At 61.6% G+C, this 22982-nt stretch carries 23 protein-coding genes and 1 tRNA gene; 18 read left to right on the top strand and 6 right to left on the bottom strand.

Annotated features, from left to right (window positions below; translation table 11 throughout):
• Nucleotides 1-2: 2 nt before the first annotated feature.
• The 5 genes from RBB29_RS04745 to RBB29_RS04725 all read left to right on the top strand — a co-directional run bounded on the left by RBB29_RS04745 (nt 3) and on the right by RBB29_RS04725 (nt 5667).
• Nucleotides 3-1154 (top strand): acyl-CoA dehydrogenase family protein, encoded by a 1152-nt coding sequence (locus RBB29_RS04745; RefSeq protein ID WP_306113025.1) that lies wholly within the window; start codon nt 3-5, stop codon nt 1152-1154.
• A complete protein-coding gene (locus tag RBB29_RS04740) occupies nt 1154-2467 on the top strand; it encodes an MmgE/PrpD family protein (protein ID WP_306113024.1) in 1314 nt (437 codons plus the stop codon). The genes RBB29_RS04745 and RBB29_RS04740 overlap by 1 nt, the downstream gene beginning before the upstream one ends.
• Nucleotides 2468-2692: 225 nt before the next feature.
• Nucleotides 2693-3742: a TRAP transporter substrate-binding protein DctP gene (gene dctP / locus RBB29_RS04735; protein ID WP_306113023.1), complete on the top strand. Its 1050-nt coding sequence runs from the start codon at nt 2693-2695 to the stop codon at nt 3740-3742.
• 66 nt (nt 3743-3808) lie between these two features.
• The gene (locus RBB29_RS04730; protein WP_306113022.1) at nt 3809-4351 is read left to right on the top strand and encodes a TRAP transporter small permease subunit; all 543 of its coding nucleotides are present in this window, start codon (nt 3809-3811) and stop codon (nt 4349-4351) included.
• Entirely contained in the window at nt 4351-5667 is a 1317-nt protein-coding gene (locus tag RBB29_RS04725; protein ID WP_306113021.1) for a TRAP transporter large permease subunit, read from the top strand. The genes RBB29_RS04730 and RBB29_RS04725 overlap by 1 nt, the downstream gene beginning before the upstream one ends.
• 2 nt (nt 5668-5669) lie before the next feature.
• Here RBB29_RS04725 and RBB29_RS04720 read toward each other — a convergent pair whose 3' ends face one another.
• Nucleotides 5670-6134 carry a MarR family winged helix-turn-helix transcriptional regulator gene (locus RBB29_RS04720; protein WP_306113020.1) on the bottom strand — a complete coding sequence of 155 codons (465 nt, stop codon included), beginning with the start codon at nt 6132-6134 and terminating at the stop codon, nt 5670-5672.
• A 116-nt stretch (nt 6135-6250) separates the two neighbouring features.
• Between RBB29_RS04720 and panB the strand changes: the two genes are divergently transcribed.
• From panB to RBB29_RS04680, 8 genes are all read left to right on the top strand, one after another.
• A complete protein-coding gene (gene panB / locus RBB29_RS04715) occupies nt 6251-7108 on the top strand; it encodes a 3-methyl-2-oxobutanoate hydroxymethyltransferase (protein ID WP_306113019.1) in 858 nt (285 codons plus the stop codon).
• Nucleotide 7109: 1 nt separating this feature from the next.
• Nucleotides 7110-8195: an aromatic ring-hydroxylating dioxygenase subunit alpha gene (locus RBB29_RS04710; protein ID WP_306113018.1), complete on the top strand. Its 1086-nt coding sequence runs from the start codon at nt 7110-7112 to the stop codon at nt 8193-8195.
• A gap of 11 nt (nt 8196-8206) precedes the next feature.
• The gene (locus tag RBB29_RS04705; protein WP_306113017.1) at nt 8207-9109 is read left to right on the top strand and encodes a phytanoyl-CoA dioxygenase family protein; all 903 of its coding nucleotides are present in this window, start codon (nt 8207-8209) and stop codon (nt 9107-9109) included.
• 102 nt (nt 9110-9211) lie between these two features.
• On the top strand, nt 9212-10327 hold the full coding sequence (locus RBB29_RS04700) for a dimethylsulfoniopropionate demethylase (protein WP_306113016.1): 1116 nt from the start codon (nt 9212-9214) through the stop codon (nt 10325-10327).
• Nucleotides 10327-11190 carry a CoA ester lyase gene (locus RBB29_RS04695; protein WP_306113015.1) on the top strand — a complete coding sequence of 288 codons (864 nt, stop codon included), beginning with the start codon at nt 10327-10329 and terminating at the stop codon, nt 11188-11190. The genes RBB29_RS04700 and RBB29_RS04695 overlap by 1 nt, the downstream gene beginning before the upstream one ends.
• A complete protein-coding gene (locus RBB29_RS04690) occupies nt 11187-12539 on the top strand; it encodes a selenium-binding family protein (protein WP_306113014.1) in 1353 nt (450 codons plus the stop codon). Before RBB29_RS04695 ends, RBB29_RS04690 begins: the two co-directional genes overlap by 4 nt.
• Nucleotides 12540-12660: 121 nt before the next feature.
• Entirely contained in the window at nt 12661-13071 is a 411-nt protein-coding gene (locus RBB29_RS04685; RefSeq protein ID WP_306113013.1) for a 2Fe-2S iron-sulfur cluster-binding protein, read from the top strand.
• Nucleotides 13064-13528, top strand: coding sequence for a CoA-binding protein (locus RBB29_RS04680; RefSeq protein WP_306113012.1), 465 nt, complete (start codon nt 13064-13066; stop codon nt 13526-13528). Before RBB29_RS04685 ends, RBB29_RS04680 begins: the two co-directional genes overlap by 8 nt.
• A 143-nt stretch (nt 13529-13671) precedes the next feature.
• On the opposite strand, the gene ykgO is transcribed toward RBB29_RS04680, so the two are convergent.
• Together ykgO and RBB29_RS04670 are read right to left on the bottom strand one after the other, a co-directional pair.
• Complete coding sequence (gene ykgO, locus RBB29_RS04675; protein WP_028287243.1) at nt 13672-13797, bottom strand: type B 50S ribosomal protein L36; 126 nt, start codon at nt 13795-13797, stop codon at nt 13672-13674.
• Between the two features lie 75 nt (nt 13798-13872).
• Nucleotides 13873-13947, bottom strand: a tRNA-Val gene (locus RBB29_RS04670).
• A 147-nt stretch (nt 13948-14094) separates the two neighbouring features.
• On the opposite strand from RBB29_RS04670, the gene RBB29_RS04665 reads away from it, so the two are divergent.
• A complete protein-coding gene (locus RBB29_RS04665) occupies nt 14095-14958 on the top strand; it encodes an N-formylglutamate amidohydrolase (protein WP_306113011.1) in 864 nt (287 codons plus the stop codon).
• Nucleotides 14959-15113: 155 nt separating this feature from the next.
• On the top strand, nt 15114-15662 hold the full coding sequence (locus tag RBB29_RS04660) for an RNA 2'-phosphotransferase (protein ID WP_306113010.1): 549 nt from the start codon (nt 15114-15116) through the stop codon (nt 15660-15662).
• 389 nt (nt 15663-16051) lie between these two features.
• On the opposite strand, the gene RBB29_RS04655 is transcribed toward RBB29_RS04660, so the two are convergent.
• Entirely contained in the window at nt 16052-17305 is a 1254-nt protein-coding gene (locus RBB29_RS04655) for a DNA polymerase IV (protein WP_306113009.1), read from the bottom strand.
• A 12-nt stretch (nt 17306-17317) separates the two neighbouring features.
• Here RBB29_RS04655 and RBB29_RS04650 point away from each other — a divergent pair, with 12 nt between their 5' ends.
• The gene (locus RBB29_RS04650; RefSeq protein ID WP_306113008.1) at nt 17318-17764 is read left to right on the top strand and encodes an NUDIX hydrolase; all 447 of its coding nucleotides are present in this window, start codon (nt 17318-17320) and stop codon (nt 17762-17764) included.
• A 6-nt stretch (nt 17765-17770) separates the two neighbouring features.
• On the opposite strand, the gene pyrF is transcribed toward RBB29_RS04650, so the two are convergent.
• Nucleotides 17771-18487 carry an orotidine-5'-phosphate decarboxylase gene (gene pyrF / locus RBB29_RS04645; RefSeq protein ID WP_306113007.1) on the bottom strand — a complete coding sequence of 239 codons (717 nt, stop codon included), beginning with the start codon at nt 18485-18487 and terminating at the stop codon, nt 17771-17773.
• A 241-nt stretch (nt 18488-18728) separates the two neighbouring features.
• On the opposite strand from pyrF, the gene RBB29_RS04640 reads away from it, so the two are divergent.
• Complete coding sequence (locus RBB29_RS04640) at nt 18729-19580, top strand: spondin domain-containing protein (RefSeq protein WP_306113006.1); 852 nt, start codon at nt 18729-18731, stop codon at nt 19578-19580.
• Nucleotides 19581-19659: 79 nt separating this feature from the next.
• On the opposite strand, the gene RBB29_RS04635 is transcribed toward RBB29_RS04640, so the two are convergent.
• Entirely contained in the window at nt 19660-19971 is a 312-nt protein-coding gene (locus tag RBB29_RS04635; protein ID WP_306113005.1) for a hypothetical protein, read from the bottom strand.
• 239 nt (nt 19972-20210) lie between these two features.
• Here RBB29_RS04635 and clpB point away from each other — a divergent pair, with 239 nt between their 5' ends.
• Nucleotides 20211-22829: an ATP-dependent chaperone ClpB gene (clpB, locus tag RBB29_RS04630; RefSeq protein ID WP_306113004.1), complete on the top strand. Its 2619-nt coding sequence runs from the start codon at nt 20211-20213 to the stop codon at nt 22827-22829.
• The last annotated feature ends 153 nt before the right edge of the window (nt 22830-22982 follow it).

Genomic DNA, 22982 nt, shown 5'->3' with positions numbered 1-22982 from the left:
CATTGAGCTATGACCTGGATCACCCGGAAATCCGCGAAGGCGTTTCGCGCCTCTGTGCCGATTTCCCCGGGACCTATTGGCAGAAATGCGACCGCGAACAGGCGTATCCGGCGGAGTTCGTAAAGGCGCTGACCGAGGGGGGTTACCTTTCGGCCTTGATCCCCGAAGCGTATGGCGGGCTGGGCCTCCCGATCTCTGCGGGCGCGGCGATCCTGGAAGAAATCCATCGCGCGGGCTGCAATGCGGCGGCCTGTCACGCGCAGATGTACACGATGGGGACGGTGCTCAGGCATGGCTCGGACGCGCAGAAATCGGCGTTCCTGCCGGGTATCGCCGAAGGGTCTCTCAGGCTGCAAGCCTTTGGCGTGACCGAACCGACCAGCGGCACCGATACAACATCCCTGCGCACCACTGCGCGGCGCGACGGCGACCGCTATATCGTCAACGGTCAGAAGATCTGGACCAGCCGGGCGGAATATTCCGACCTGCTGTTGCTGCTGGCCCGAACGACGCCGCGCGATCAGGTGGCGAAAAAGACCGACGGGCTGTCGGTCTTTCTCGTGGACATGCGGGCTGTCCGCGGCCTGACGATCCGGCCCATTCGCACGATGATGAACCATGCCACGACCGAGCTTTTCTTTGACGACATGGAAATCCCGGCCTCGTCGCTGGTGGGGGACGAGGGCAAGGGCTTTCGCTACATCCTGTCGGGGATGAATGCCGAGCGGTTGTTGATCTCGGCGGAATGTATCGGCGATGCCAAGTGGTTTATCGAAAAGGCGTCGGGTTATGCCAGTGACCGCGAAGTGTTCCAGCGCCCCATCGGCCAGAACCAGGGCATCCAGTTCCCCATCGCCCGCGCCTACAGCCAGATGCGCGCGGCGGAGTTGATGCTTCGAGAGGCGCTAAAACTCTATGAAGCGGGTGAAAATCCAGGCGAAGAAGCCAACCTGGCCAAACTTCTCAGTGCCGATGCAAGCTGGGCCGCGGCCGAGGCCTGTGTGCAGACCCATGGCGGTTTCGGTTTTGCCGAAGAATACGACGTGGAGCGCAAGTTCCGCGAGGCGCGGCTTTACCAGGTGGCGCCCATTTCGACCAACCTTGTACTCAGCTACATCGCCGAGCATGTGCTTGGCATGCCGCGATCATACTGATGCCGGTCACCGATAGACTTGTCGAGTTTATCACGGCGCGGCGTGCCCCACCCCCAGACGTGACCCGGATTGTCGATCTGTGTCTGCTGGATTGGTCCAGCGTGGCGATTGCCGGTCGGAACGAACCCGTGGCGCGCTTGGTGCGAGAAAGGGCCGCGCAGGAGGGCGGCGAGGCCGAGGCGGAGGTCTGCGGGACAACGCAACGCTTGCCCGTGCGGGCGGCGGCGCTGGTCAATGGTGTGACCTCCCATGCGTTGGACTACGATGATACGCATTTTGCCTCGCTCGGTCATCCGTCGGTGACGGTGATCCCGGCGGTCACTGCACTTGCGGACCGGACCGGCGCGTCGATGGATGAGGCCAAACAGGCTGTGCTGACCGGTGCCGAGGTGGCGATCAGGTTGGGCGTCTGGTTGGGGCGCGATCATTATCGGACGGGATTTCATGTCACCGCGACGGCAGGCGCGTTTGGTGTGACAGCGGGCGCCGCACGGCTTCTGCAATTGAACGCGGTCCAGACCCGCATGGCCCTCGGCCTCACCGCGTCGCTCGCAGGTGGCGTCAAGGCACAGTTCGGCACCATGGCCAAACCGATGCACGCAGGGCTGGCCGCGGCCGCGGGTGTGGACGCGGCGCTCTGGGCGGAGGCGGGGATTGTCGCGGCCGAGGATGGGCTGGAAAGCACCCAAGGATTTGCAGCGACCCACCATGCCACCCGCGATGACCGTGCGTTTGACGGGTTCGGCCGGGAATATCTTCTGCCCGAGGTCAGTCACAAGTTTCACGCTTGCTGCCATGGCACCCACGCCATGCTCGAGGCGTTGCGGCGCTTGCGCGATGCACACGAACTGACCCGCAAGACCGTCGATTCGATTGAGATCACCGTGCATCCGCAATACCTGGACATCTGCAACATTCCCGATCCCCGGACCGGTCTGGAGGCCAAGTTCAGCTATCGGCAACTGGCCGCCATGATGTTGAGCGGCGTGCCGACGGACAGGCTGGAAAGCTACAGCGACGACATGCTGGCCGATCCCGATCTATCGACCTGTCGCGCACAGGTGCGCGTGCGGACCGACGGATCAATGCGCGAAACCTGTGCCCGGGTGGAAGTCTGGACACATGGTGGCGATCATCTGGTTGCCGATCACGATCTGGCCGCACCTATGGGGAATGACACGCGCCTGGCGCGGTTGCTGGCCAAGTCGGCGGCACTGATTGGAGAAGCGCGCAGCCGTGAGTTGTGGTCTGACATCGTGGCGTCACCCGAAACACCCGACCGAAGCCCGGGGGCCGTTCTGCTGACCCTATGAACCCGCTTGGCCAGGCATCGCAAATCGGTATGGTTCGCATAGTTCTATTCTATTTTTTGAAAGACCGGGTCCGTGCAACCCTGTGCCCGGCTGCTGCAAGGCTGTAGGGGAAACTTTACAAATAGTTCCAACTGGAACAAGAATGGGTAGTTCCAAAAAAGACAATCCAGCCTGGTGTGCGCGCCGGGAAACGGGATTGCCAACAGAGAAAACGGGAGGATGCATATGGAAACGCATTCAAGGATCACGGCATTCGCACTGTCGCTCGCCGTGGCGGGCAGTATGGCAATGGCCGAGGAAAACTGGTCGATGGCGACGTCTTGGGGCGGTGGGCCGCCGCTGGAAACCGCCGCCAAGGGCTTTGCCGAGATGGCCGAGTTCCTGACCAACGGCGAAATCAAGATCGAGGTGTTCCCCGGCGGTACACTGGGCAGCGCGCTGAAGGTGACTGAAACCGTGTCGAGCGGCGTGGCTGAGATGGGCCACCATTGGGGTGGCTATGATTGGGGCGTGGACAAGACCACCGTCCTCTTCGGCGGCTGGACCGGCGGGCTGAACGCCGAAGAGATGCAGCACTGGATCTACGAAGGTGGCGGTCTGCAGACATGGATGGACTACCGGATGGAGAAGTTCGATGTTGTGGCTTTCCCCTGCGGTCAGTACCCGCGTGAGGTGGGCTTGCACTCCACGAAGAAGGTGCAAAGCCTCGCGGATTTCAACGGGCTGAAGCAACGTACCGCGGGCGCCTGGGCCGAGATCTCGGCCGAGCTGGGCGTGTCCACCGTGATCCTGCCCGGGGCCGAGGTCTATCCGGCGCTCGAGCGTGGCGTGATCGACGCGGTGGAATGGTCGACGCCCTATCTCAACAAGTCGGCGGGCTTCTACAAGATCGCCAAATACATCGTCCTGCCCGGGTATCATCACCCCACGACCGTTCTGGAATGTGAGGTCAACAAAGAGGCCTGGGACCGGATCGGTGAACGCAATCAGGAACTTCTGCTGCTGGCGGGCAAGCTGACCACGATGAAGGTGTATCAGGAAACCGGGCATGAAGATGCTGGCGCCTATGCCTTCTACGAGGAAAGCGGCAATGAAATCGTCGTTGTGGACGATGAGGTTCTGGTCAAGACGCAGGAATTGGCGCAAGCCTGGGCGGACAAGACCGCCGCGGCTCAACCCGACGACTGGTTCAAGAACATCCTCGCGGACCAGAGGGCTTACAAGGAGCTTTGGGCAAGCGCCCATAAGTACCGCGACAGCAAGGAACCGAACTAGTTCTTTTGATAAGGTCAGGGGGATCGACGGGTTCGCCCGCCGGTCTCTTTTGTCTGGAGAGGTGAGATGCGTTCCATCCTGATCGGCATGATCCGGATCATCGAGGCGGTGACCGTCTGGGCTGGCTGGCTGGCGGCCGTCACGACCGTACCCCTGGCGCTCTTCATGGTTTACGAGGTCGTGGCCCGCTATGCGTTCAACGCGCCGACCTTTTGGGCCTATGAACTCGCCTATATGCTGATGGGCGGTGGGCTGATGCTGGGCATCGCCTACACGATGAAGATGCGTGCTCATGTGCGGGTGGATTTTTTCTATGCCTCCTTACCAAAGCGGGGACGGGCGGCGATCGACCTGCTTGGGTACCTGGTCCTTCTGCCTATGGTGCTATGGCTGTGCGTCGGCCTTTGGGAGTACCTGATGCGGGCCTACATGAGCGGTGAGGTGTCGGGTGAAAGCGCGTGGAACCCGGTGGTCTGGCCCTTCCGGGTGACCTTCGTGGCCGGTTTCGGGCTGTTCGCGGCGCAGACATTGGCTGAAATGCTGAAATCGGGGGCGGTGTTGTTCACCGGGCAGGCCTTGGTCCCGGAGACTGCTGGGGGTCACGCCTGATGGATATCGCGCTGATGATGTTCCCGGCGCTGCTGGTGCTGATTTTCCTGGGCATCCCGGTGGCCTATTCGCTGATGGGGGTGAGCCTCGTTTTCGGGATCATGCGGTTCGGCGACAAGGCCGTGTTCCAGTTCGTGACCAAGGTGCAGGACGTCGCGGGCAACTACGTTCTGGCCGCCCTGCCGCTTTTCATCTTCATGGGCGCGATGCTGGAGAAATCCGGCATCGCCGAGCGATTGTTCGAAGCCATCCATATGTGGACGCGCCGCCTGCCGGGCGGGTTGGCGGTGGGGTCGATCCTGATGGGCGTGGTCTTTGCCGCTGCGTCGGGGGTCGTCGGGGCCACGGAAACGGTAATCGGGCTGCTGGCGATCCCGATCATGATGAGCCACAATTACGACAAGTCGCTGATCTCGGGCACGATCTGTGCGGGTGGCTCGCTCGGCACGATCATCCCACCCTCGGTGCTGGTCATCATCCTCGCGCCGGTGGCCGATGTCTCGGTCGGGGATCTTTTTGCCGGGATCATGTTCCCGGGCTTCATTATGGCAGGTCTCTTCATTCTCTACGTGTTGGTGATCTGTACCATCGACCCGTCACGCGCACCCTACAAGGCGCCGGACGGTCCGCTTCCGACGATGGGGGAGAGGATCGTCAAGACCCTTGTCGCGCTGGTGCCGCCGCTGATCCTGATTTTCGTGGTGTTGGGCACGATCCTGCTGGGCTGGGCCACGGCGACGGAGGCCGCGGCCTGCGGTGCGGTGGGGTCGGTCCTGCTGACGGCGCTTTACGGCAATTTCAGCATCCGCACGCTGCTGACCGCCCTGCGCCAAACGGTGCTGATTACGGTCATGGTGCTGACGATCCTGCTCGCCGGGAACATGTTCGCGGGGGTCTTCATCGCCTCGGGCGGTTTGGGCGCCACGAACAGCATCCTTGCGGCGGCCGAGCTTGGCCCTTGGGGAACGCTGGCGCTGATCCTGTTTATTACCTTCCTGGCGGGGTTCGTGCTGGACCTGGTTTCGGTCATCCTGATCGTTATCCCGATCGCGATCCCGATCATCAAGATCGCCGGGTTCGATCCGATCTGGTTCTGCATCCTCTTCCTGGTGATGCTGCAAACCAGTTACCTGACCCCGCCGATGGCGCCGTCAATCTTTTACCTGCGCGGCATCAGCCCACCGGAAATCACGCTTCGGCATATGTATTGGGGTGTGATCCCCTTTATCGCCATGCAACTGGTGACCCTGGCGCTGGTGCTGGCCTTCCCGCAACTGGCGCTCTGGCTGCCGTCACAATTACTGGGCGGTTTCTAGGGTCAGGTGGATACCGCCGCCTTGCGCAACAACCGGGCGAGGTCTTCGCGCTCCCGGGCCGTCAGACCCGAAAGCACATTTTCCTGCCGTTGGCGGATACGCTCGGAAATCTGGGCATGCAACGCCCGGCCCGATTGTGTGATCGTCAGGCGTGCCTGGCGCCCGTCGGACGGATCGGGCGCGCGTTCGATATGGCCCACCGCCAGCATCCGGTGCACCGCCCGGCTGATCGAATTTCGGGGCCGGCCGGTCAGGCGGGAGACGTCCTGCGCGGTCAGCACCGGATAATGCGACAGGCACAGGAGCAGCATGTATTCTGGCCGTGCGATGCCCAGGTCACGTTTGACCGCGTCATAGGCCGGGACAATGATTGAACTGGTCAGGAACGACAGCAGCGCAGCATCGCGGAACTCGACACGGGCTAGAAAATCCTCGGGTTCGGGTCTCGGTCGGTTTTGCTTGTTCATGCGGTTCGCTTCTTGTCAGGGCATCGGACAGGTCCCGGAGCCGCAGGGTAAAAGTTTCTCTTGAAGATGAAAAGAACTCGAGTCAATATTGTTCCAAATGGAACAATAAGCGCGATATGACTGACAGGGTAAAACTGACGATCCCCGACCTTGCGGCAAGGAAGGCCGCGGGTGAACGGCTGGTGATGGTGGCCGTGGGCGAGGCGATGACCGCAGCCTGGGCCGAACGGGCGGGCGTCGATATCATCGGGGTTGGCGACAGCCTGGGGATGACGCTGCACGGGCATGAAAACACGCTGGCGATGACCGTGGACCAGATGATCGACCATTGCCGCGCGGTGCGCCGCGGGGCGCCCAACACCTTCTGCCTCGTGTCGATGCCTTACGGTTCCTACGCGACGCCGGACATGGCGGTGCTCAACGCAATTCGCCTGATGAAGGAAGGCGGGGCCGAGGCGGTCAAGCTGCAGGGCGGGCGCGAGATGTCTCATATCATCAAGGCCGTGGCCGATGCCGGCGTCCCGGTGATGAGCCATGTCGGCCTCTTGCCGCACCGGGTGCATCTGGCGGGCGGTTTCAAGATGCAGGGCCGCACCGCAGACGGGGCCATGACCATCATCGACAACGCCCGCGCCATCGAAGAAGCCGGGGCCATCGGGCTTGAGATCGAAGCGATGCCTTACGAGGTTGGCAAAGCGGTGGACGAGGCTGTCGGCATCTTCACCTTTTCCATCGGTGCGGGCGCGGCAGGCACCTGCCAGCTTCTGAACGGCTATGACCTGATCGGCGCGTTCGACACGTTCAAACCCAAGTTTGCCAAGCGTTATGGCAATGTCGCCGAAGTTGCCACCAGGGCCTTCGCCGACTTCGCCGCCGATGTGCGCGCGGGCAGTTTTCCCGATGCCGATCATTCGTACCAGATGAAACCCGAAGAGGCCGACGCCCTCAGGCGGCGCCTTGCAGAGGAGGAATGACATGGACGGTCAGGACCAGACCAGGAACGGCCAGCGCATCCCGAACGGCATGCTGCAGGACAATTACCCCCGCAACATGTGGTGGTGCGCTGCCCGCGCCAATGAGGTGACGACCAAACCGCTGGCGCGCTGGCTCTTGGAAACGCCGGTAGTGCTCTATCGGCTGGAAGATGGCACACCCGCCGCACTTTACGACCGCTGCCCGCATCGCTGGGCGCCGCTGAGCGAGGGGCATGTCACCGGGGACAAGATCATCTGCCCCTATCACGGGATGGAGTTCAACACCGGCGGGCACTGTACCAAGGCCCCCACCCAGACGATGATGCCGAAGACCGCGCAAATCCCCGCCTTTGTCGTACGCGAAGCAGGCGCGTTCATCTGGATCTGGATGGGCGATCAGGAGGCCATCGATTGCGACCCACCCGATGTCGCCTATCAGACCGATCCGGGCTGGTCGTTCATTACCGGCTATTACGAGGTGGCGGCCAACTGGGTGTTGATCCGCGAAAACGTGCTGGACCTCACCCATATCGCGTTCCTGCACAAGAACACGTTCAAGCAGGATGATTGGATCACGGCACCCGATACCTACATGGAGGGGGAAACCGTCTGTTACGAGCAGGAATTTGACCTGGCCCCGCTGTCGCCACTCTTTTGTGCCGGTATGGGCCTGCCAGAGGACAAGCCGATCAAGCGGGTGCAAAAGGGCCGGATGCCGACGCTGGCGATCTCTTTTTCTGACTGGAACGTGCATGATCCAAACCCCGATGCCGGTGCGCGATCGGATTTCATCATGCGCGGCTGCCATATCGTCACGCCCGCGCAACGCGGCAAAACCCACTATTTCTGGGGCGCGGCCTTTGACGTGCCTGAACTGAGCGAAGATGTGGCCACCAAGACCAAGGCCAGCGTCACCGCCGCCTTTGACGAGGACAAGCACCTGCTGGAGCGGATGCAGGCGCAGATCGAGGCAGATCCGCGCGGGCTCGACTTTCTTGAAGTCACGCTGGGCGCCGATGGTGCGGGCATCAAGGTGCGCCAGATCCTCAACAAGAAACTGGCCGCCGAAGGGCGGTCTTTGACCTAAGGGAGATCAAGATGACACCGGAAGACATTCTGAAAGAACCTGCCCGCGTGCTGACGCAGGCGCAGCGGGAGAAGTATTTCGAAGATGGTTTCGTGAGCGTCGAAGAGCTGGTGCCCGCAGATGTGCTGGCTGAGCTGCAACGGGTCACGGCAGAGTTTCAGGACAAAAGCCGCGCGGTCAGCGCGTCGGACGATACCTTCGATATCGGCCCGGGCCACAGCGCCGATGACCCCGTCCTGCGCCGCCTGAAAAGCCCCGATATTCAACACGATGCCTATTGGAATTTTTCGACCGGCCTGATGGCCGATGTGGCCGCCGACCTGGTGGGGCCGAACGTGGTGTTCCATCACTCGAAACTGAACTTCAAATGGTTCGATGCCTCGGACACGGTGAAATGGCACCAGGATATCCAGTTTTTCCCGCATACCAATTACAACGTCCTGACCATCGGCTGCTACCTTACCGATACGGACATGTCCAATGGCCCGCTTGCGGCACTGAAGGGGTCACATAACGAAGACCTGTACAATCAGTACGATGCCGACGGGAACTGGACCGGGATGCTCTCGGACGAAGATGCGGCGGGCGTCGATACGGGCCGCGTGGAATACATGACCGGCAAGGCGGGCAGCATCACCGTGCACAACGCCCGCACGCTCCATTACTCGCCCGCTTCGAAAAACCCGGTCCCGCGGCCGCTCTTGCTGAACTGCTACACATCCTCGGATGCGAAGCCCTACACCGCTCATCCGCAACCGACGCGCAACACCTACAAGGTGGTTCGGGGCGCGCACGTGATCTGGGCCGAACATGACCCGCGCCCCTGTCAGATCCCGCCCAACTGGTCGGGTGGCTACACCTCGATCTACGCGGCGCAATCGGGCGAGGACAAGACGGCGGGCGGCATGATGTGAGCCTTCGCGAAACGGCATGGGTGGCAGAGCCATATGATATTTGGCGGGCTGCCCGGGAAGGTGCATGACAATGCCATGAACCACCAAACACGAGATTTTGCGATGCGTGATATCACTACGACGATGCCGCTGACCGTGCGGATGCGGCGGTCACCCTTCTGGGCGCGCAGCCATGCCGCCGGGGCGCAGGGGTATATCGTTTACAACAACATGCTGATCGCCACCGGTTTCGCGTGCGGCGAAGAGGATTACCGCCATCTCAAATCCGCCGTGCAGCTCTGGGATGTGGGTTGCGAACGCCAGATCGAGATCAGCGGGCCGGACGCCGCCAGGCTGGTGCAGATGTCGACCCCGCGCGACATCTCGAAGATGGTGGATGACCAGTGCTTTTATATTCCGACCGTGGATCGCCGGGGGTACATGACCAACGACCCGGTTCTGCTGCGCCTCGACGAGGACCGGTATTGGGTCTCGATCGCCGACAGTGACCTGATCCTTTACTACAAGGGGCTGGCCGCAGGTCTTGGCCTCGACGTGTCAGTCCACGAGCCGCAGGTGGCGCCTCTGGGCATTCAAGGGCCAAAAGCCGACGAACTGGCCGCCCGGATCTGGGGTGCGCAGGTCAAGGATATCCGGTTTTTCCGTCACGCCCGCGTCGACGTGAACGGCACGCCCATGGTGCTGGCGCGGTCGGGATATTCGGTGCAGGGTGGGTATGAGCTTTATTTCGAAGGGGAAACAGGTGGCGATATCCTGTGGGATCAACTGATGGAAGCGGGGCGAGACCTTGACGTGTGCGCCGGGTGCCCGTGTCAGGCAGAACGGGTCGAGGCGGGGCTTTTGTCGTATCTGAGCGATATCACCCCGGACATGACACCCTTTGAGGCGGGTCTTGGTCGGTTTTGCGACATGGAGCGCGATCCGGGATGCCTCGGATGGGATGCCTTGCAGGCAAAGCAAACCCCGACACGTCAGATACGCCCGATCGAAATTGCCGGTGATCCGCTGCCACCGCAGGGCACTTTCTGGCCGGTCGAGGCGGAAGGTCAGCGCGTGGGGCGGATTTCCTCATCCTGCCGCGCCTACGACTTTGATTGTAATGCCGCGATCGGCCTGATTGATGCGTCCCATTGGGAGCCTGGCACGGCGGTGCAGGTTCATACTCCGGCTGGTATGCGCGAGGCTGAAATCAAGGAAAAATTCTGGGGAAAGTTTTGATGTCTGACCGTATGTTTCGCCCAAGGCGCAGTTTCATTTTCACGCCTGGTCTGCGGCCTGAGATGTTTCCCAAGGCTTTGGCGAGTGGGGCGGATATTGTTTGTGTTGAGTTGGAGGATGGGATTGCGCCGAAGGACAAGGCGGCGGCACGGCGCAGTGCCTTGGCGTTGTTCGAGCAGCCGCAGGCGGAGGATGGGGTGGAGCGGATTGTGCGGATCAACTCGATGCGCGAGCGGTTCGGGATCGAGGATGTGAATGCGGTGCTGGCCACGCAGACGCCGCCGCCGGCGCTGATGATGCCCAAGGTGCGCACGCCCGATGAGGTGGTGATGCTCGACCAGCTTCTGACCGAGGCGGGCCATGCGACGCGGCTGCATGTCATCATCGAGACCAACGAGGGGCTGGAGGCGGCGTTCGAGATCGCGCGCTGTTCGCCGCGGATCGACGCGATGTTCTTCGGCGGGGTCGACATGGCCGCCGAGCTCAGGTGCCAGAACAGTTTTGACGCGATGATCTATGCGCGCTCCCGCGTGGTGCATGCCTCGGCGGCGGCGGGGCTTGATGTGATCGACGTGCCGTTCCTGGACCTCGACGACCCCGAAGGCATGCGGATCGAGGCGGAGAAGGTGCGCGACCTGGGTTTTGCCGGCAAGGGTTCGGTGCATCCCAAGCAGATCGCCGCGCTGAACGCCGTCTTCACCCCGAGCGAGGCGCAGATTGCCCGCGCCCGCCGGATCATCGCCGCGTTCGAGGCGGCGGATACCGGCCTTGTGGTGATCGACGGCAAACTGATCGAAAAACCGGTTCTGCGCGACATGTACCGCATCGTTGCCATTGCCGACCGGATGGGAGGTGAGCAATGACGGATTGTTGCGGACCGGGCTATGCGAGCCCGCAGGCGGCGATTGAGGCGCCGCGGGAAAAGCTGCTTTATACGATCGCGATCTATACCGGGACGGGCATCCAGAAGCCCGATTACCTGGCCACCGTGGATGTGGACCCCGACAGCCCGACCTATGGCCAGGTCATTCACCGGCTGGAGATGCCGGGGATCGGGGATGAGCTGCACCATATGGGCTGGAACGCCTGTTCGTCGTGCCATGATGACAGTTCGATGAGCCGCAGATACCTGATCCTGCCGGGGGTGCGGTCGAATAACCTGCATATCGTCGATACCGCCACCGACCCGCGTGCGCCACGGCTGCACAAGGTGATCGAGGGTGCCGAGATCAAGGCCAAGGCCGACCTAAGCGGCCCGCATACGGTGCATTGCCTGGGCAGCGAAATCATCATCTCTTTCCTCGGCAATGCCAAGGGCGAGGCGCCCGGCGGCTACCTGCATCTCGACAAGGCGTTCAACATCGTCGGCCGGTGGGAGAGCTCGATGGGCGAGATCAAGTTCGGCTATGACTTCTGGTACCAGCCGCGCCACAACGTGATGGTTAGTTCCGAATGGGCCGCGCCCAACACCTTCATGCCGGGGTTTGACCTGGAGGAGGTGGGGCACCTCAAATACGGCCGCGAGCTGCACTTCTGGGACTTCGAGAAGCGCGAACCGGTCGAGAGCTTTTACCTGGGCGAAGACGGGCTCATCCCGCTGGAGGTCAAGTTCCACCATGACCCGGACAGTACGCACGGGTTCTGCGGCGCGGCGCTGAGTTCGAACGTCATCCATTGGTGGAAAGACGACGGTGGTAAATGGCAATGGGAAAAGGTGGTCGATGTCGAGAACGAGATGCATCCCGAATGGCCGATCCCGCTGCCGGGGGTGATGTCGGCGATCCTGATCTCGATGGATGACAGGTATCTCTACCTCAACAACTGGCTGCACGGGGACATGCGGCAATATGATATCACCGACCCGCATAACCCGGTGCTGACGGGGCAGGTCTTCATGGGCGGGCTTCTGGGCAAGGCGCCGGTGGTGAACGGGGTCGAGATGGCCGGCGGGCCGCAGATGTTCCAACTGAGCCTCGACGGGCGCAGGCTCTATGTGACGACCTCGCTCTTCTCCACCTGGGACAACCAGTTCTATCCGGAGATCCGCGAGAAAGGCGGGGTGATGGTGATGATTGATTGCGACCCGGAAAACGGCGGGATGAAGATCAACGAGGATTTTATCGTGGATTTTGGCCAGGAGCCGGGCGGCCCGGCGCGGTGTCACGAAATGCGCTATCCCGGCGGCGATTGCACATCGGATATCTGGCTGTGACGCCCGTGTGTTTTGCAAACCTTCCGCCCGGCAGTGCCGGGCAGCCCCCGACCGCCCCCATGGGCGGGGGCGTCTCCCCCGCCCGCGACCGGGGAATGCCCTGTGTGGGAAAGGGGTGGCGATGACAACCCACACCGTCACCATCGCCAATCGCGGCAATGCCACCTACGTGGTCGATGCCCGCCGTCCGTTGCTCGATGCGCTGCGCGACCAGGGGGTCGATCTGCCCTATGGCTGCAAATATGGCGGCTGCATCACCTGCGCGGCCAGGCTGACCGCCGGTGAGGTCAATCAGCGCCGCCAGGTCGCGCTCAACAACCGCCAGATCGCCAACGGCTACGTGATCCTCTGCGTTGCGCGGGCCATCTCCGATATCACCCTCGAGATCGGCGTGGAAAGCCACGGGGACCTCTACCGCAATCCGTTCCTCGACCCTTTGAAACCCCATGAGCTCAAGGCGGATATCGCCACGCCCAAGCCCTCAGGCCGCGCCGCGGCAGGGCAAGGAAAGAAAGCACAAGACAATGCCTGAAGCAGATATCGACCGCCTCTATGATTACGACCCGAAATACCTGGCCGACATCCTGAGTTCGGTGCGGTCCATCGCCATGGTGGGCGCCAGCGGCGACAAGACCAAGTTCAGCTATGGCGTGCTGCGGCAACTGAGCGAAATCGGTTATGACATCCTGCCGGTGAACCCCAATCCGAAACTGACCGAAATCCGCGGGTTGAAAGTCTATCACAGCCTGGAAGAGATCGACAAACCGGTCGACATGGTCGACGTCTTCCGCCCCAGCGAAGAACTCTACGGCATCACCGAAAAAGCCATCGCCATCGGCGCCCGCGTCCTCTGGGGCCAAATCGGCGTCTACGACGACAAAGCAGCCAAACTGGCCGAGGACGCCGGCCTCAAAGTCGTCATGAACCGATGCCCCAAAATCGAACTCTTCAGACCATTCTGGAAACCAAGACTGGATTTGAAAATATGAGCGAACGCTCAAAGCATATCTGCGGTTGGGCAGGTGATCGGACCGCTGGGTAATGTCACGCGATCATCTTGGCCGGCATCGAAAAACGAAAAACCCCGCCGAAACAGGCGGGGCATTTCTTTCTTCACAAAAGTGACGGCGGTTCAGCCTTGGCGGGCTTTGAACCGGCGTTGGGTTTTGTTGATCACGTAAACGCGGCCTTTGCGGCGCACGACGCGGCAATCACGGTGCCGGCTCTTGAGCGAGCGAAGCGAGTTGCGAACCTTCATGGTCCTCTCCTTAATGTCGCGGCGCGGGCCAGCGCCTGGGGTTGCGGGTGCGCCACCGGGGTGACGCAACGAATATGGTGGGCGATACAAGGATCGAACTTGTGACCCCTTCGATGTCAACGAAGTGCTCTACCGCTGAGCTAATCGCCCGTTAAACCCACGCGTCAGGTGCCCCCAATAAATAGGGGCGCGGAATCCCGCGCCGGTTCGGAGGTGTCTATAAAAGGAGTCGGGTGAGGGATCAAGGGCTTTTAGAATGCCAATTTGCCTCTATGATAATCTGCAACAGGAGGGAAGATGCCCAAAGTTGCCTATCAGTTGATCCACCCCGAGCGGCGCACCACCAGCGTGGTCTTCGCCTCGCCCCATAGCGGGCGGGATTATCCCTGGCATTTCATCCGGCGCACCAACCTGAACGAGCATACCGTGCGCAGCTCGGAAGATGCATTTGTCGACCAACTCTATGATTGCGCGCCACAATTCGGCGCGCCGTTTCTCAAGGCCGGTGCGCCGCGGGCCTTTGTTGACCTGAACCGGAGCCGAGATGAGCTTGATCCGGCGTTGATCGAAGGGGCGCAGCGGCAGGGCCATAACCCGCGTGTGGCGTCGGGTCTGGGGGTGGTGCCGCGGGTCGTGGCCAATGGCAAGGCGATCTATTCCGGCAAGATTACCATGGCCGAGGCCGAGCGACGGATCGACCAGTACTGGCGCCCGTATCATGAGGCGCTGGAAGCGCAGCTGGATCAGGCGCATCTGATGTTTGGCGAGGCGATTCTGATTGATTGCCATTCGATGCCCCATGAGGCGATGGACACGGTGGCGCGGTCGGGCATTCGTCGCCCCGAGGTTGTCTTGGGCGACAGGTTCGGAGCTGCTGCCGAGGAGAGCGTCGTGGACCGGATCGAGGCGGCATTTGTCCGCGCGGGATTGGCGGTGACCCGCAACACTCCCTTTGCCGGCGCCTATATCACGCAACATTACGGCCGCCCGATGCGACGCCGTCACGCGGTCCAGATCGAGATTGATCGTGCACTTTACATGAATGAACAACTGATCCGGCCGAACAGCAGTTTCGAGAGTTTCCGCACACTGTTGCAAGGGGTCGTGGCCGAGATCGCAGATATTGGCCGGCCTGCCGAGAAGTCTCTGGCGGCTGAATAGCCTTTTCCCGAGCACGTGAGGCACAACGGATGCCCAAAGGCACGACGGGCCTGATACCTACTGCGCGTAGAACTGAAAATGTTCGCTTTGAACCCAAAGCAGCCAAGGGCCAATATGCTTGGAGTTTGTAGCAAAAGGTATAAGTTGGCACCGAAATGGACAAACGGCTCGTAAAGATCAGCAAGTACCTGGCCAAAGTTCTCCGTCACAACCCAGAGAGAATAGGCCTAATGCTGGACGCCCAGGGTTGGGCGAAAGTCGACGACATCATCCGGTTATCGAACAACATGATGACGCGCGATGAAATCGAAGATGTCGTCGCCATGAATGACAAAAGAAGATACGCCCTATCCGAAGACGGTCAGTTTATTCGAGCAAATCAAGGACACTCCATTGCCGTTGACCTGCAACTCAATCCGGTAGCACCTCCAGAAATTCTGTACCACGGGACGGCTTCAAAGAACTTGGAGAGTATCCGGGAAACCGGCCTTGTAAGAATGAGCCGCCAGTATGTGCATCTATCTTCTGACCACAACACGGCAATCAAGGTGGGCGGCCGCCATGGTAAGCCAATGGTCCTGTCGATGTATGCTGGCAGAATGCAAGAAGCCGGGCATGCATTTTATCTTTCGGCCAACGGTGTCTGGCTTACCGAAATTGTGCCGGCCAACTTCATTGAGTTACCCAGCAAACGTTCAGTGTAGAAAGACCGCTTGGTCAGCACTGCTCCCAATTGCAGCTTAGAGTGCACTTTGGACGTTCAGAATTTCTAACCGCGCGGAATCAAGGCGCGTAGCGCCGCCGCGCGATCGCCAGACCGCCCGCAAGGGCTGGCGATTGGGAGAGGTTGCGCACCGATCAGAGGTCTTCCGGACTTGGCAAAGATAAAGTGTGCCTAAGAACGGTTGATCGCCATCCCGCGGTCTGGCCATCGCGCGGCTCGTGCATGGATGTCCGCTTCGTCCGCTTAGCGGTGATTTGATGTTGGACGGTAGTGTTGTTCCTCTTTGATATGTCGACATGCATTCGCTCCGAGCGAACAATTGGCCAGATCCGAACCATCACGACATTACCAAATCCCTGGAGGCCGACACTAGCGCAGGGATCGCCCCTTGAGGATCGCGTCGGGGCCGAATTTCTGGCGGATGCTGTCGGTGGCGCGTTCGGCTTTACTGCGCTGGTTGGCCTGCGGATCCAGCAGGTCGCCGGAACGGTCGGCGCCGTCCTCGGGGATCAGGTCGGAGATGCCCACGCCGATCAGGCGAAACGGTGCCTCGCCCTCGACCTGGTCAAAGAGGTTGCGCGCGGTGCGATAGATCGTGTCGGCCATTTGCGTCGGATCGCGCAGCGAAAGGCGGCGGGTGATCTGCGAGTGATCGGCGCGCTTAAGCTTCAGCGTGACAACCCGCCCTGCGATCCCCTTGGCCTTGGCGCGGTCCGATACTTTTTCCGAGAGCCGCCAGATATGGCCATCGAGAATTTCGGCATCGCCGGTATCCTCAAAGAACGTCGTCTCGCTGGAGATCGACTTGACTGGCGCGTGGGCCGAGACGCGGCGTCTGTCCTGTCCGCGGGCGAGATGCCAGAGCCGGTCGCCCATCGACCCGAACCGCGCGATCAGGTCTTCGCGCTCCCACCGCAGCAAGTCAGCGAAGGTGCGGATGCCCGCCTTGTCGAGCGAGCTGCGCGTGGCCTGACCCACGCCCCAGATCAGGCTGACTGGCTTGTCGCGCAAAAACGCAGCGGTCTCGGCCTGGCCGATTACCGAAAACCCATGCGGTTTGTCGAGGTCCGAGGCCACCTTGGCCAGGAACTTGTTATGCGACAGGCCAATCGAGCCGGTGAGGCCAAGCTCGGTCTTCATCCGTCGCACAAGACCGGCCAGCATCACCGCAGGCGGCACACCGTGCAGGCGTTCCGTCCCGGTGAGGTCGATAAACGCCTCATCGAGCGAGAGCGGTTCGATCACAGGCGTCAATTCGTCCATCATCGCGCGGATGGCGCGGGACGTGTCGGCATAGACATTCATCCGGGGCTTCAAAACGACCGCATCGGGGCAGAGTTTGAGGGCCTGGAACATCGGCATGGCGGAGCGGACGCCGCGAATGCGCGCGATATAGCAGGCGGTCGAGACCACGCCGCGCCGTCCGCCGCCGATAATCAGCGGCTTGTCGGCGAGTTCTGGGTTGTCGCGTTTCTCGACACTGGCGTAGAAGGCATCGCAATCCATATGCGCGATGGTTAGGTCAAAGAGTTCGTCATGCGCCGTGATCCGCGGGCTGCGGCAGGCGGGGCAGCGCGGTCCGGCATCGAACTGGGTCAGGCAATCGCGGCAAAGGGCAGGCATGGGACGGGACCAATGAGTGAGAGTGCAAGTGTATCACCGGCAGAGACCGAGCGCAGCCGTTTTCACGGTGCCAAGCTGGCCTTGTTTATCGGTGACGATCTGGCGGTGATCCTGCGCGATGAGCGGCGGGATATTCCCTGGCCCGGGCATTGGGACCTGCCCGGTGGCGGGCGCGAAGGGCAGGAGAGCCCAGAGGCCTGCGCCCTGCGGGAGTTGCGCGAGGAGTTGGGGTTGCAGCTTGCGGTGTGTGATCTGCACTACGCGCGCGCCTATCATCGGGACGGGCATGTCTTCTGGTTCTTCGTGGCGCGGATGCCGGCGGTTCTGGTCGATGACGTGATCTTTGGGGCCGAAGGGCAGTTGTGGAAACTGATGCCCGCGGCGGAGTACCTGTCGCACACAAAGGCTGTGCCGCAGTTTCAGACGCGGTTGCGGGATTATCTCGATATCTGCGGTTGAGCCGCCTTAACGGTTCGGGTGCAGCGCCTGCGGTGAGGCGATTTCCGACAGGATGCTTTGTGCAGCCACACGTGGATCGTCGGCGCGGTGGATCGGGCGGCCGACAACGACGTGATCGGCCCCGTCGGCAATCGCCTGCGCCGGGGTTGCCACCCGTTTCTGATCGCCGAGATCGGCACCTGCGGGCCGCACCCCGGGCGTCACGATCAGCCGGTCCGCCGCATTGGGCAGCGCGCGGATCATCGCGGCCTCTTGCGGTGAGGCGATGACGCCATCGGCACCTGCGTCAAAGGCGCGTCCGGCGCGTTCCGCGACGATATCCGGAATGTCACCTGCGCGGATCAGACCGGCATCAAGGTCGGCGCGGTCCAGCGAGGTGAGGATCGTGACCGCAAGGATCTTGAGGTCCTTGCCCGCGGCCCCTTCCTTGGCGGCGCGGACCACGTGCGGATCGCCATGCACGGTCAGGAAATCGAGATCGAACTGCGCCAGCCCGCGCACGGCGCTTTCGATCGTTGCGCCAATGTCGAAGAGCTTCATGTCGAGGAAAATGCGCTTGCCATGCTCCTGCTTAAGCTCATTGGCCAGCGCCAGCCCGCCCCCGGTCAGCATCCCGAGCCCGATCTTGTAGAAGGACACGCTGTCGCCCAGCTTCTCGGTCAGTTGCAGCCCCTCAAGGGCGTTCGGCACATCAAGGGCAACGATCAGGCGGTCATCGGACATAGGGTGGCCCCTTTGCAGCAGGATTTCGGCCCTTTTCGCGGCAGCATCCCGCCCCGTCAAGCACCTATCGCCATGGGGCGTGACCATCGGAGCGGCCGGGTGTTCACGAAGTCCTCACGAAGCGATCAACCACTGGCACAGGAATGTCAGGAGACGTGTTTTCCGAAGTCCTTGAAGACAAGGCAGGTTGCCCCCAGCCGCCGGACTTCTCCGGCGGTGTTACATGGAGAGGAGTTTGTTTATGAAAGTTCCAAAGATATCGGGTCGCGGGATCGTCGCCTCGGTGGTGGCCAGCGTTTCCTTCGCGGCTGCCGCCCAGGCCACGACGCTTGAGATCACGATCACAAATACCGCCCAGATCGGCGGCTTTGCCATCACGCCGGTCTATTCCGCGTTCCACGATGGCAATTTCGATGCCTTCGACGCCGGTAGTGCGGCAAGCGCGGGTGTCGAACTGATCGCGGAAACCGGCAGCCCCGGTGGCCTGCCGGCAGAACGGTTGGCGGTGTCGCCTGATTCCGTCGCGACGGTTGTGGCGGCTCCGGGCAGCGGTCCACCCACCATCGACCCGGGCGAAACGACCACGGCCACGATTGATGTGGACGGCTCGATCAACCGCTACTTCACATTCCTGTCAATGCTGGTGCCGTCCAATGACACCTTCCTCGGTAATGATGATCCGCTGGCCTATTCGCTCTTTGACGATTTCGGCAATTTCAGCGGTGAGCGGGTGATTGACGTGACCGCATCGCTCCTTTGGGACGCGGGGACAGAGGTGAACGATCCGCTGGGTGGTCCGGCCTTCGTGGCGATGCAGGACGCGGCGGATGGCGTTGCGGAAAACGGCGTTGTCCACGGTGTCGAATCCTTCGCGGCTTTTGCGGGGGTCGAGACACCGCTTGGCATCCTTGATGGCAACCTGATCGACTTCGGCAACGATCTCAGTCAATTTTCGGTTGCGACGATCACGATCCGTGAAGTGTCGGGCGTGGTGCCGCTGCCGGCTGCGGGTCTCTTTGGTCTGAGCGGGTTGCTTGGTCTGGGTGGCCTCAGCGTGTTGCGCAGACGTAAGAAGGGCAGCCAGTCTGCCTGATCTGGTCCCGCCATGATGAAAGAACGGCCCGCGTCAGGCGGGCCGTTTGCGTCTTGACTGAAAAGTGGCTCGGGTAGGGTTATGCGGCCAGCGCGCGCAGCATCCGCATCATCAGGGGCGTTTCGCGCAGTTGCGGTGCAGGGCGATTGACGGTCTGCACCGGTGCGACGGCTTTGCGCATCCGCAGGGCGGGTGACGCCGATTTGTGCGCGCGATGTGCCTTTTCCACCAGTCCGCGGGCGATCAGGGCAAATTCGGCCTGTAACGGCGCCACGAGGTGGGTCGGATATTCATAGGTTTCACCGCGATCGTGAACGCGGATGATCGCCTCGAACGCGCTGCGCTCGGGATTGTAGCGGACGTCGGAAAGCTGAAGTTTATCAGTACGCATAAAAAACTTCCTTCTGCTCGAGCCTCTGATGGGCCTGTGGATAACTATGGGGATAACTATGACAGGATCATGAAGTTCCAAGAGGCTTCACGAAAATGTTTGAGGCTGCAATTTTTTGTCGCATCGGGCGGTTGAAGATAACGGACCCGTTACCCATTTAGATCATAAGGTTCCCGACCGGCATATGCCTATCGAAGGGTGTGCCATCCGGGGTAACGCTTGCAGTAAGGAGAAGGCCCATGGACTTGTCGAAGTTCACGGAGCGGTCGCGCGGTTTCATTCAGGCCGCCCAGACGATCGCCATGCGGGAAAGCCATCAGAAACTGGCACCCGAACATATACTCAAAGCATTGATGGATGACACCGAGGGGTTGGCGAGCAACCTCATCAAACGCGCGGGCGGAGCGCCCGATCGCGTGGTCGAGGCGCTCGATGCCGCGATGCGGAAGATCCCGCAGGTGAGCGGCGATGCCGGTCAGACCTATATGGATCAGCAGACCGGCAAGGTGTTGGACGAGGCCGAGAAGCTCGCCACCAAGGCCAAGGACAGCTTTGTCCCGGTCGAGCGGATGCTGACCGCGCTGGCCATCGTGAAATCGCCTGCCAAGGACGCGCTGGAGGCCGGTGCGGTTTCGGCCCAGAAGCTCAACGAGGCGATCAACGATATCCGCAAAGGGCGCAAGGCCGACAGTGCCAGCGCCGAGGATACCTATGAGGCGCTTGAGAAATATGCTCATGACCTGACCCGTGCGGCCGAAGAGGGCAAGATCGACCCGATCATCGGCCGCGATGATGAAATCCGCCGCGCCATGCAGGTATTGAGCCGCCGGACCAAGAACAACCCTGTTCTCATCGGCGAGCCGGGCGTGGGCAAGACCGCGATTGCCGAAGGGCTGGCCCTGCGTATCGTGAATGGTGATGTGCCGGAAAGCCTGGCCAACAAGCGGCTCTTGTCGCTGGACATGGGGGCGCTGATCGCCGGTGCGAAGTATCGCGGCGAGTTTGAGGAACGGCTGAAAGCGGTCCTGAACGAGGTAACGTCGGCTGCCGGAGAGATCATCCTTTTCATCGACGAGATGCATGTGCTGGTGGGTGCCGGTAAGGGCGATGGCGCGATGGACGCGGCCAACCTCATCAAACCGGCCTTGGCACGGGGCGAATTGCACTGCGTTGGGGCGACCACGCTGGACGAATACCGCAAGCACGTGGAGAAAGACGCGGCGCTGGCGCGGCGGTTTCAGCCGGTGCTGGTCGAGGAACCGACCGTCGAGGATACGATTTCGATCCTGCGGGGCATCAAGGAGAAATACGAGCTGCACCACGGGGTGCGGGTGAGTGATTCCGCGCTGGTGGCGGCGGCGACGCTGTCGCATCGGTATATCACCGACCGGTTCCTGCCGGACAAGGCCATCGACCTGATGGACGAGGCCGCGAGCCGGTTGCGGATGGAAGTGGACAGCAAGCCCGAGGAATTGGACGCGCTGGACCGTGAGATCCTGCAAAAGCAGATCGAAGCCGAAGCTTTGCGTCGTGAGGATGACGCGGCGTCGAAAGATCGGTTGGAGAAGCTGGAAAAAGAGCTATCGGATCTACAGGAACGCTCAAGCGAGATGACCGCGCAATGGCAGTCGGAACGTGACAAGCTGGCCTCGGCCCGTGACCTCAAGGAGCAGTTGGACCGCGCCCGCGCGGAGCTGGAGATTGCCAAGCGAGAGGGGGATCTGGCCAAGGCGGGGGAGCTGTCTTATGGCGTCATTCCGGGGCTGGAAAAGCAGTTGACCGAGGCCGAGCAGGCCGAGGAAGACGGTGTGATGGTCGAGGAGGCCGTGCGGCCCGAACAGATCGCGCAGGTGGTCGAACGCTGGACCGGTATTCCGACGGCCAAGATGCTGGAGGGCGAGCGCGAGAAGCTGCTGGGTATGGAAGACGGGCTGCACAAGCGCGTCATCGGGCAGAACGCCGCCGTGAAGGCCGTGGCCAATGCTGTGCGGCGCGCGCGCGCGGGGCTCAATGATGAGAACCGACCGCTGGGTTCGTTTCTGTTCCTGGGGCCGACCGGCGTGGGCAAGACCGAATTGACCAAGGCGGTGGCCGAGTTCCTGTTCGATGATGACGCCGCGATGGTACGGATCGATATGAGCGAATTCATGGAGAAACATGCGGTTGCGCGTCTGATCGGTGCCCCTCCGGGCTATGTCGGTTATGACGAAGGCGGTGTGCTGACCGAAGCGGTGCGGCGCAGGCCTTATCAGGTCGTGCTGTTCGACGAGGTCGAGAAGGCGCATCCGGATGTCTTCAACGTGCTGTTGCAGGTGCTGGATGACGGTGTGCTGACCGATGGTCAGGGGCGCACGGTCGACTTCAAGCAGACGCTGATCGTGTTGACCTCGAACCTTGGGGCGCAGGCGCTCAGCCAGTTGCCGGAAGGCGCCGATGCCTCGGACGCCAAGCGCGATGTGATGGACGCGGTGCGGGCGCATTTCCGCCCCGAGTTCCTCAACCGTCTGGATGAGACGATCATCTTTGACCGGCTGGCGCGGGCGGATATGGACGGCATCGTCGACATCCAACTATCGCGTTTGGCGAAACGTCTGGCGGCGCGGAATATCTCGTTGGAGTTGGACGACGCCGCACGGCAATGGCTTGCCGATGAAGGCTATGACCCGGTCTTTGGCGCGCGCCCGTTGAAGCGTGTGATACAGCGCGCGGTGCAGGATCCGTTGGCCGAGATGTTGCTGGCCGGTGAGGTGCTGGACGGCGCGGTGGTGCCGGTCACCGCAGGCCCGGAAGGGCTTCTGATCGGCGATCGTGTCGGCACCTCGGGGCGCCAACCGCCAGAAGATGCAGTTGTACATTAACTGATGGAGGCACCCCGCGATCCTCTTCGCGGGGTGTTCTCGTTAAGGGTTGTCAAAGGGAGTGCGCTTGCGCGCACGCTCGATATCTCGTCCTTGACCTCCGGTCGCGTCCTCGGGGGCGCGGTGGCGAATGTGACGCGCAGAACAACCCGG

Origin of the sequence: Roseovarius sp. MMSF_3359 (assembly GCF_030733385.1) — a bacterium.
In the GTDB taxonomy this organism is placed as follows: Bacteria; Pseudomonadota; Alphaproteobacteria; order Rhodobacterales; family Rhodobacteraceae; genus Roseovarius.
This window is presented reverse-complemented; position numbering and strand designations above follow the sequence as displayed.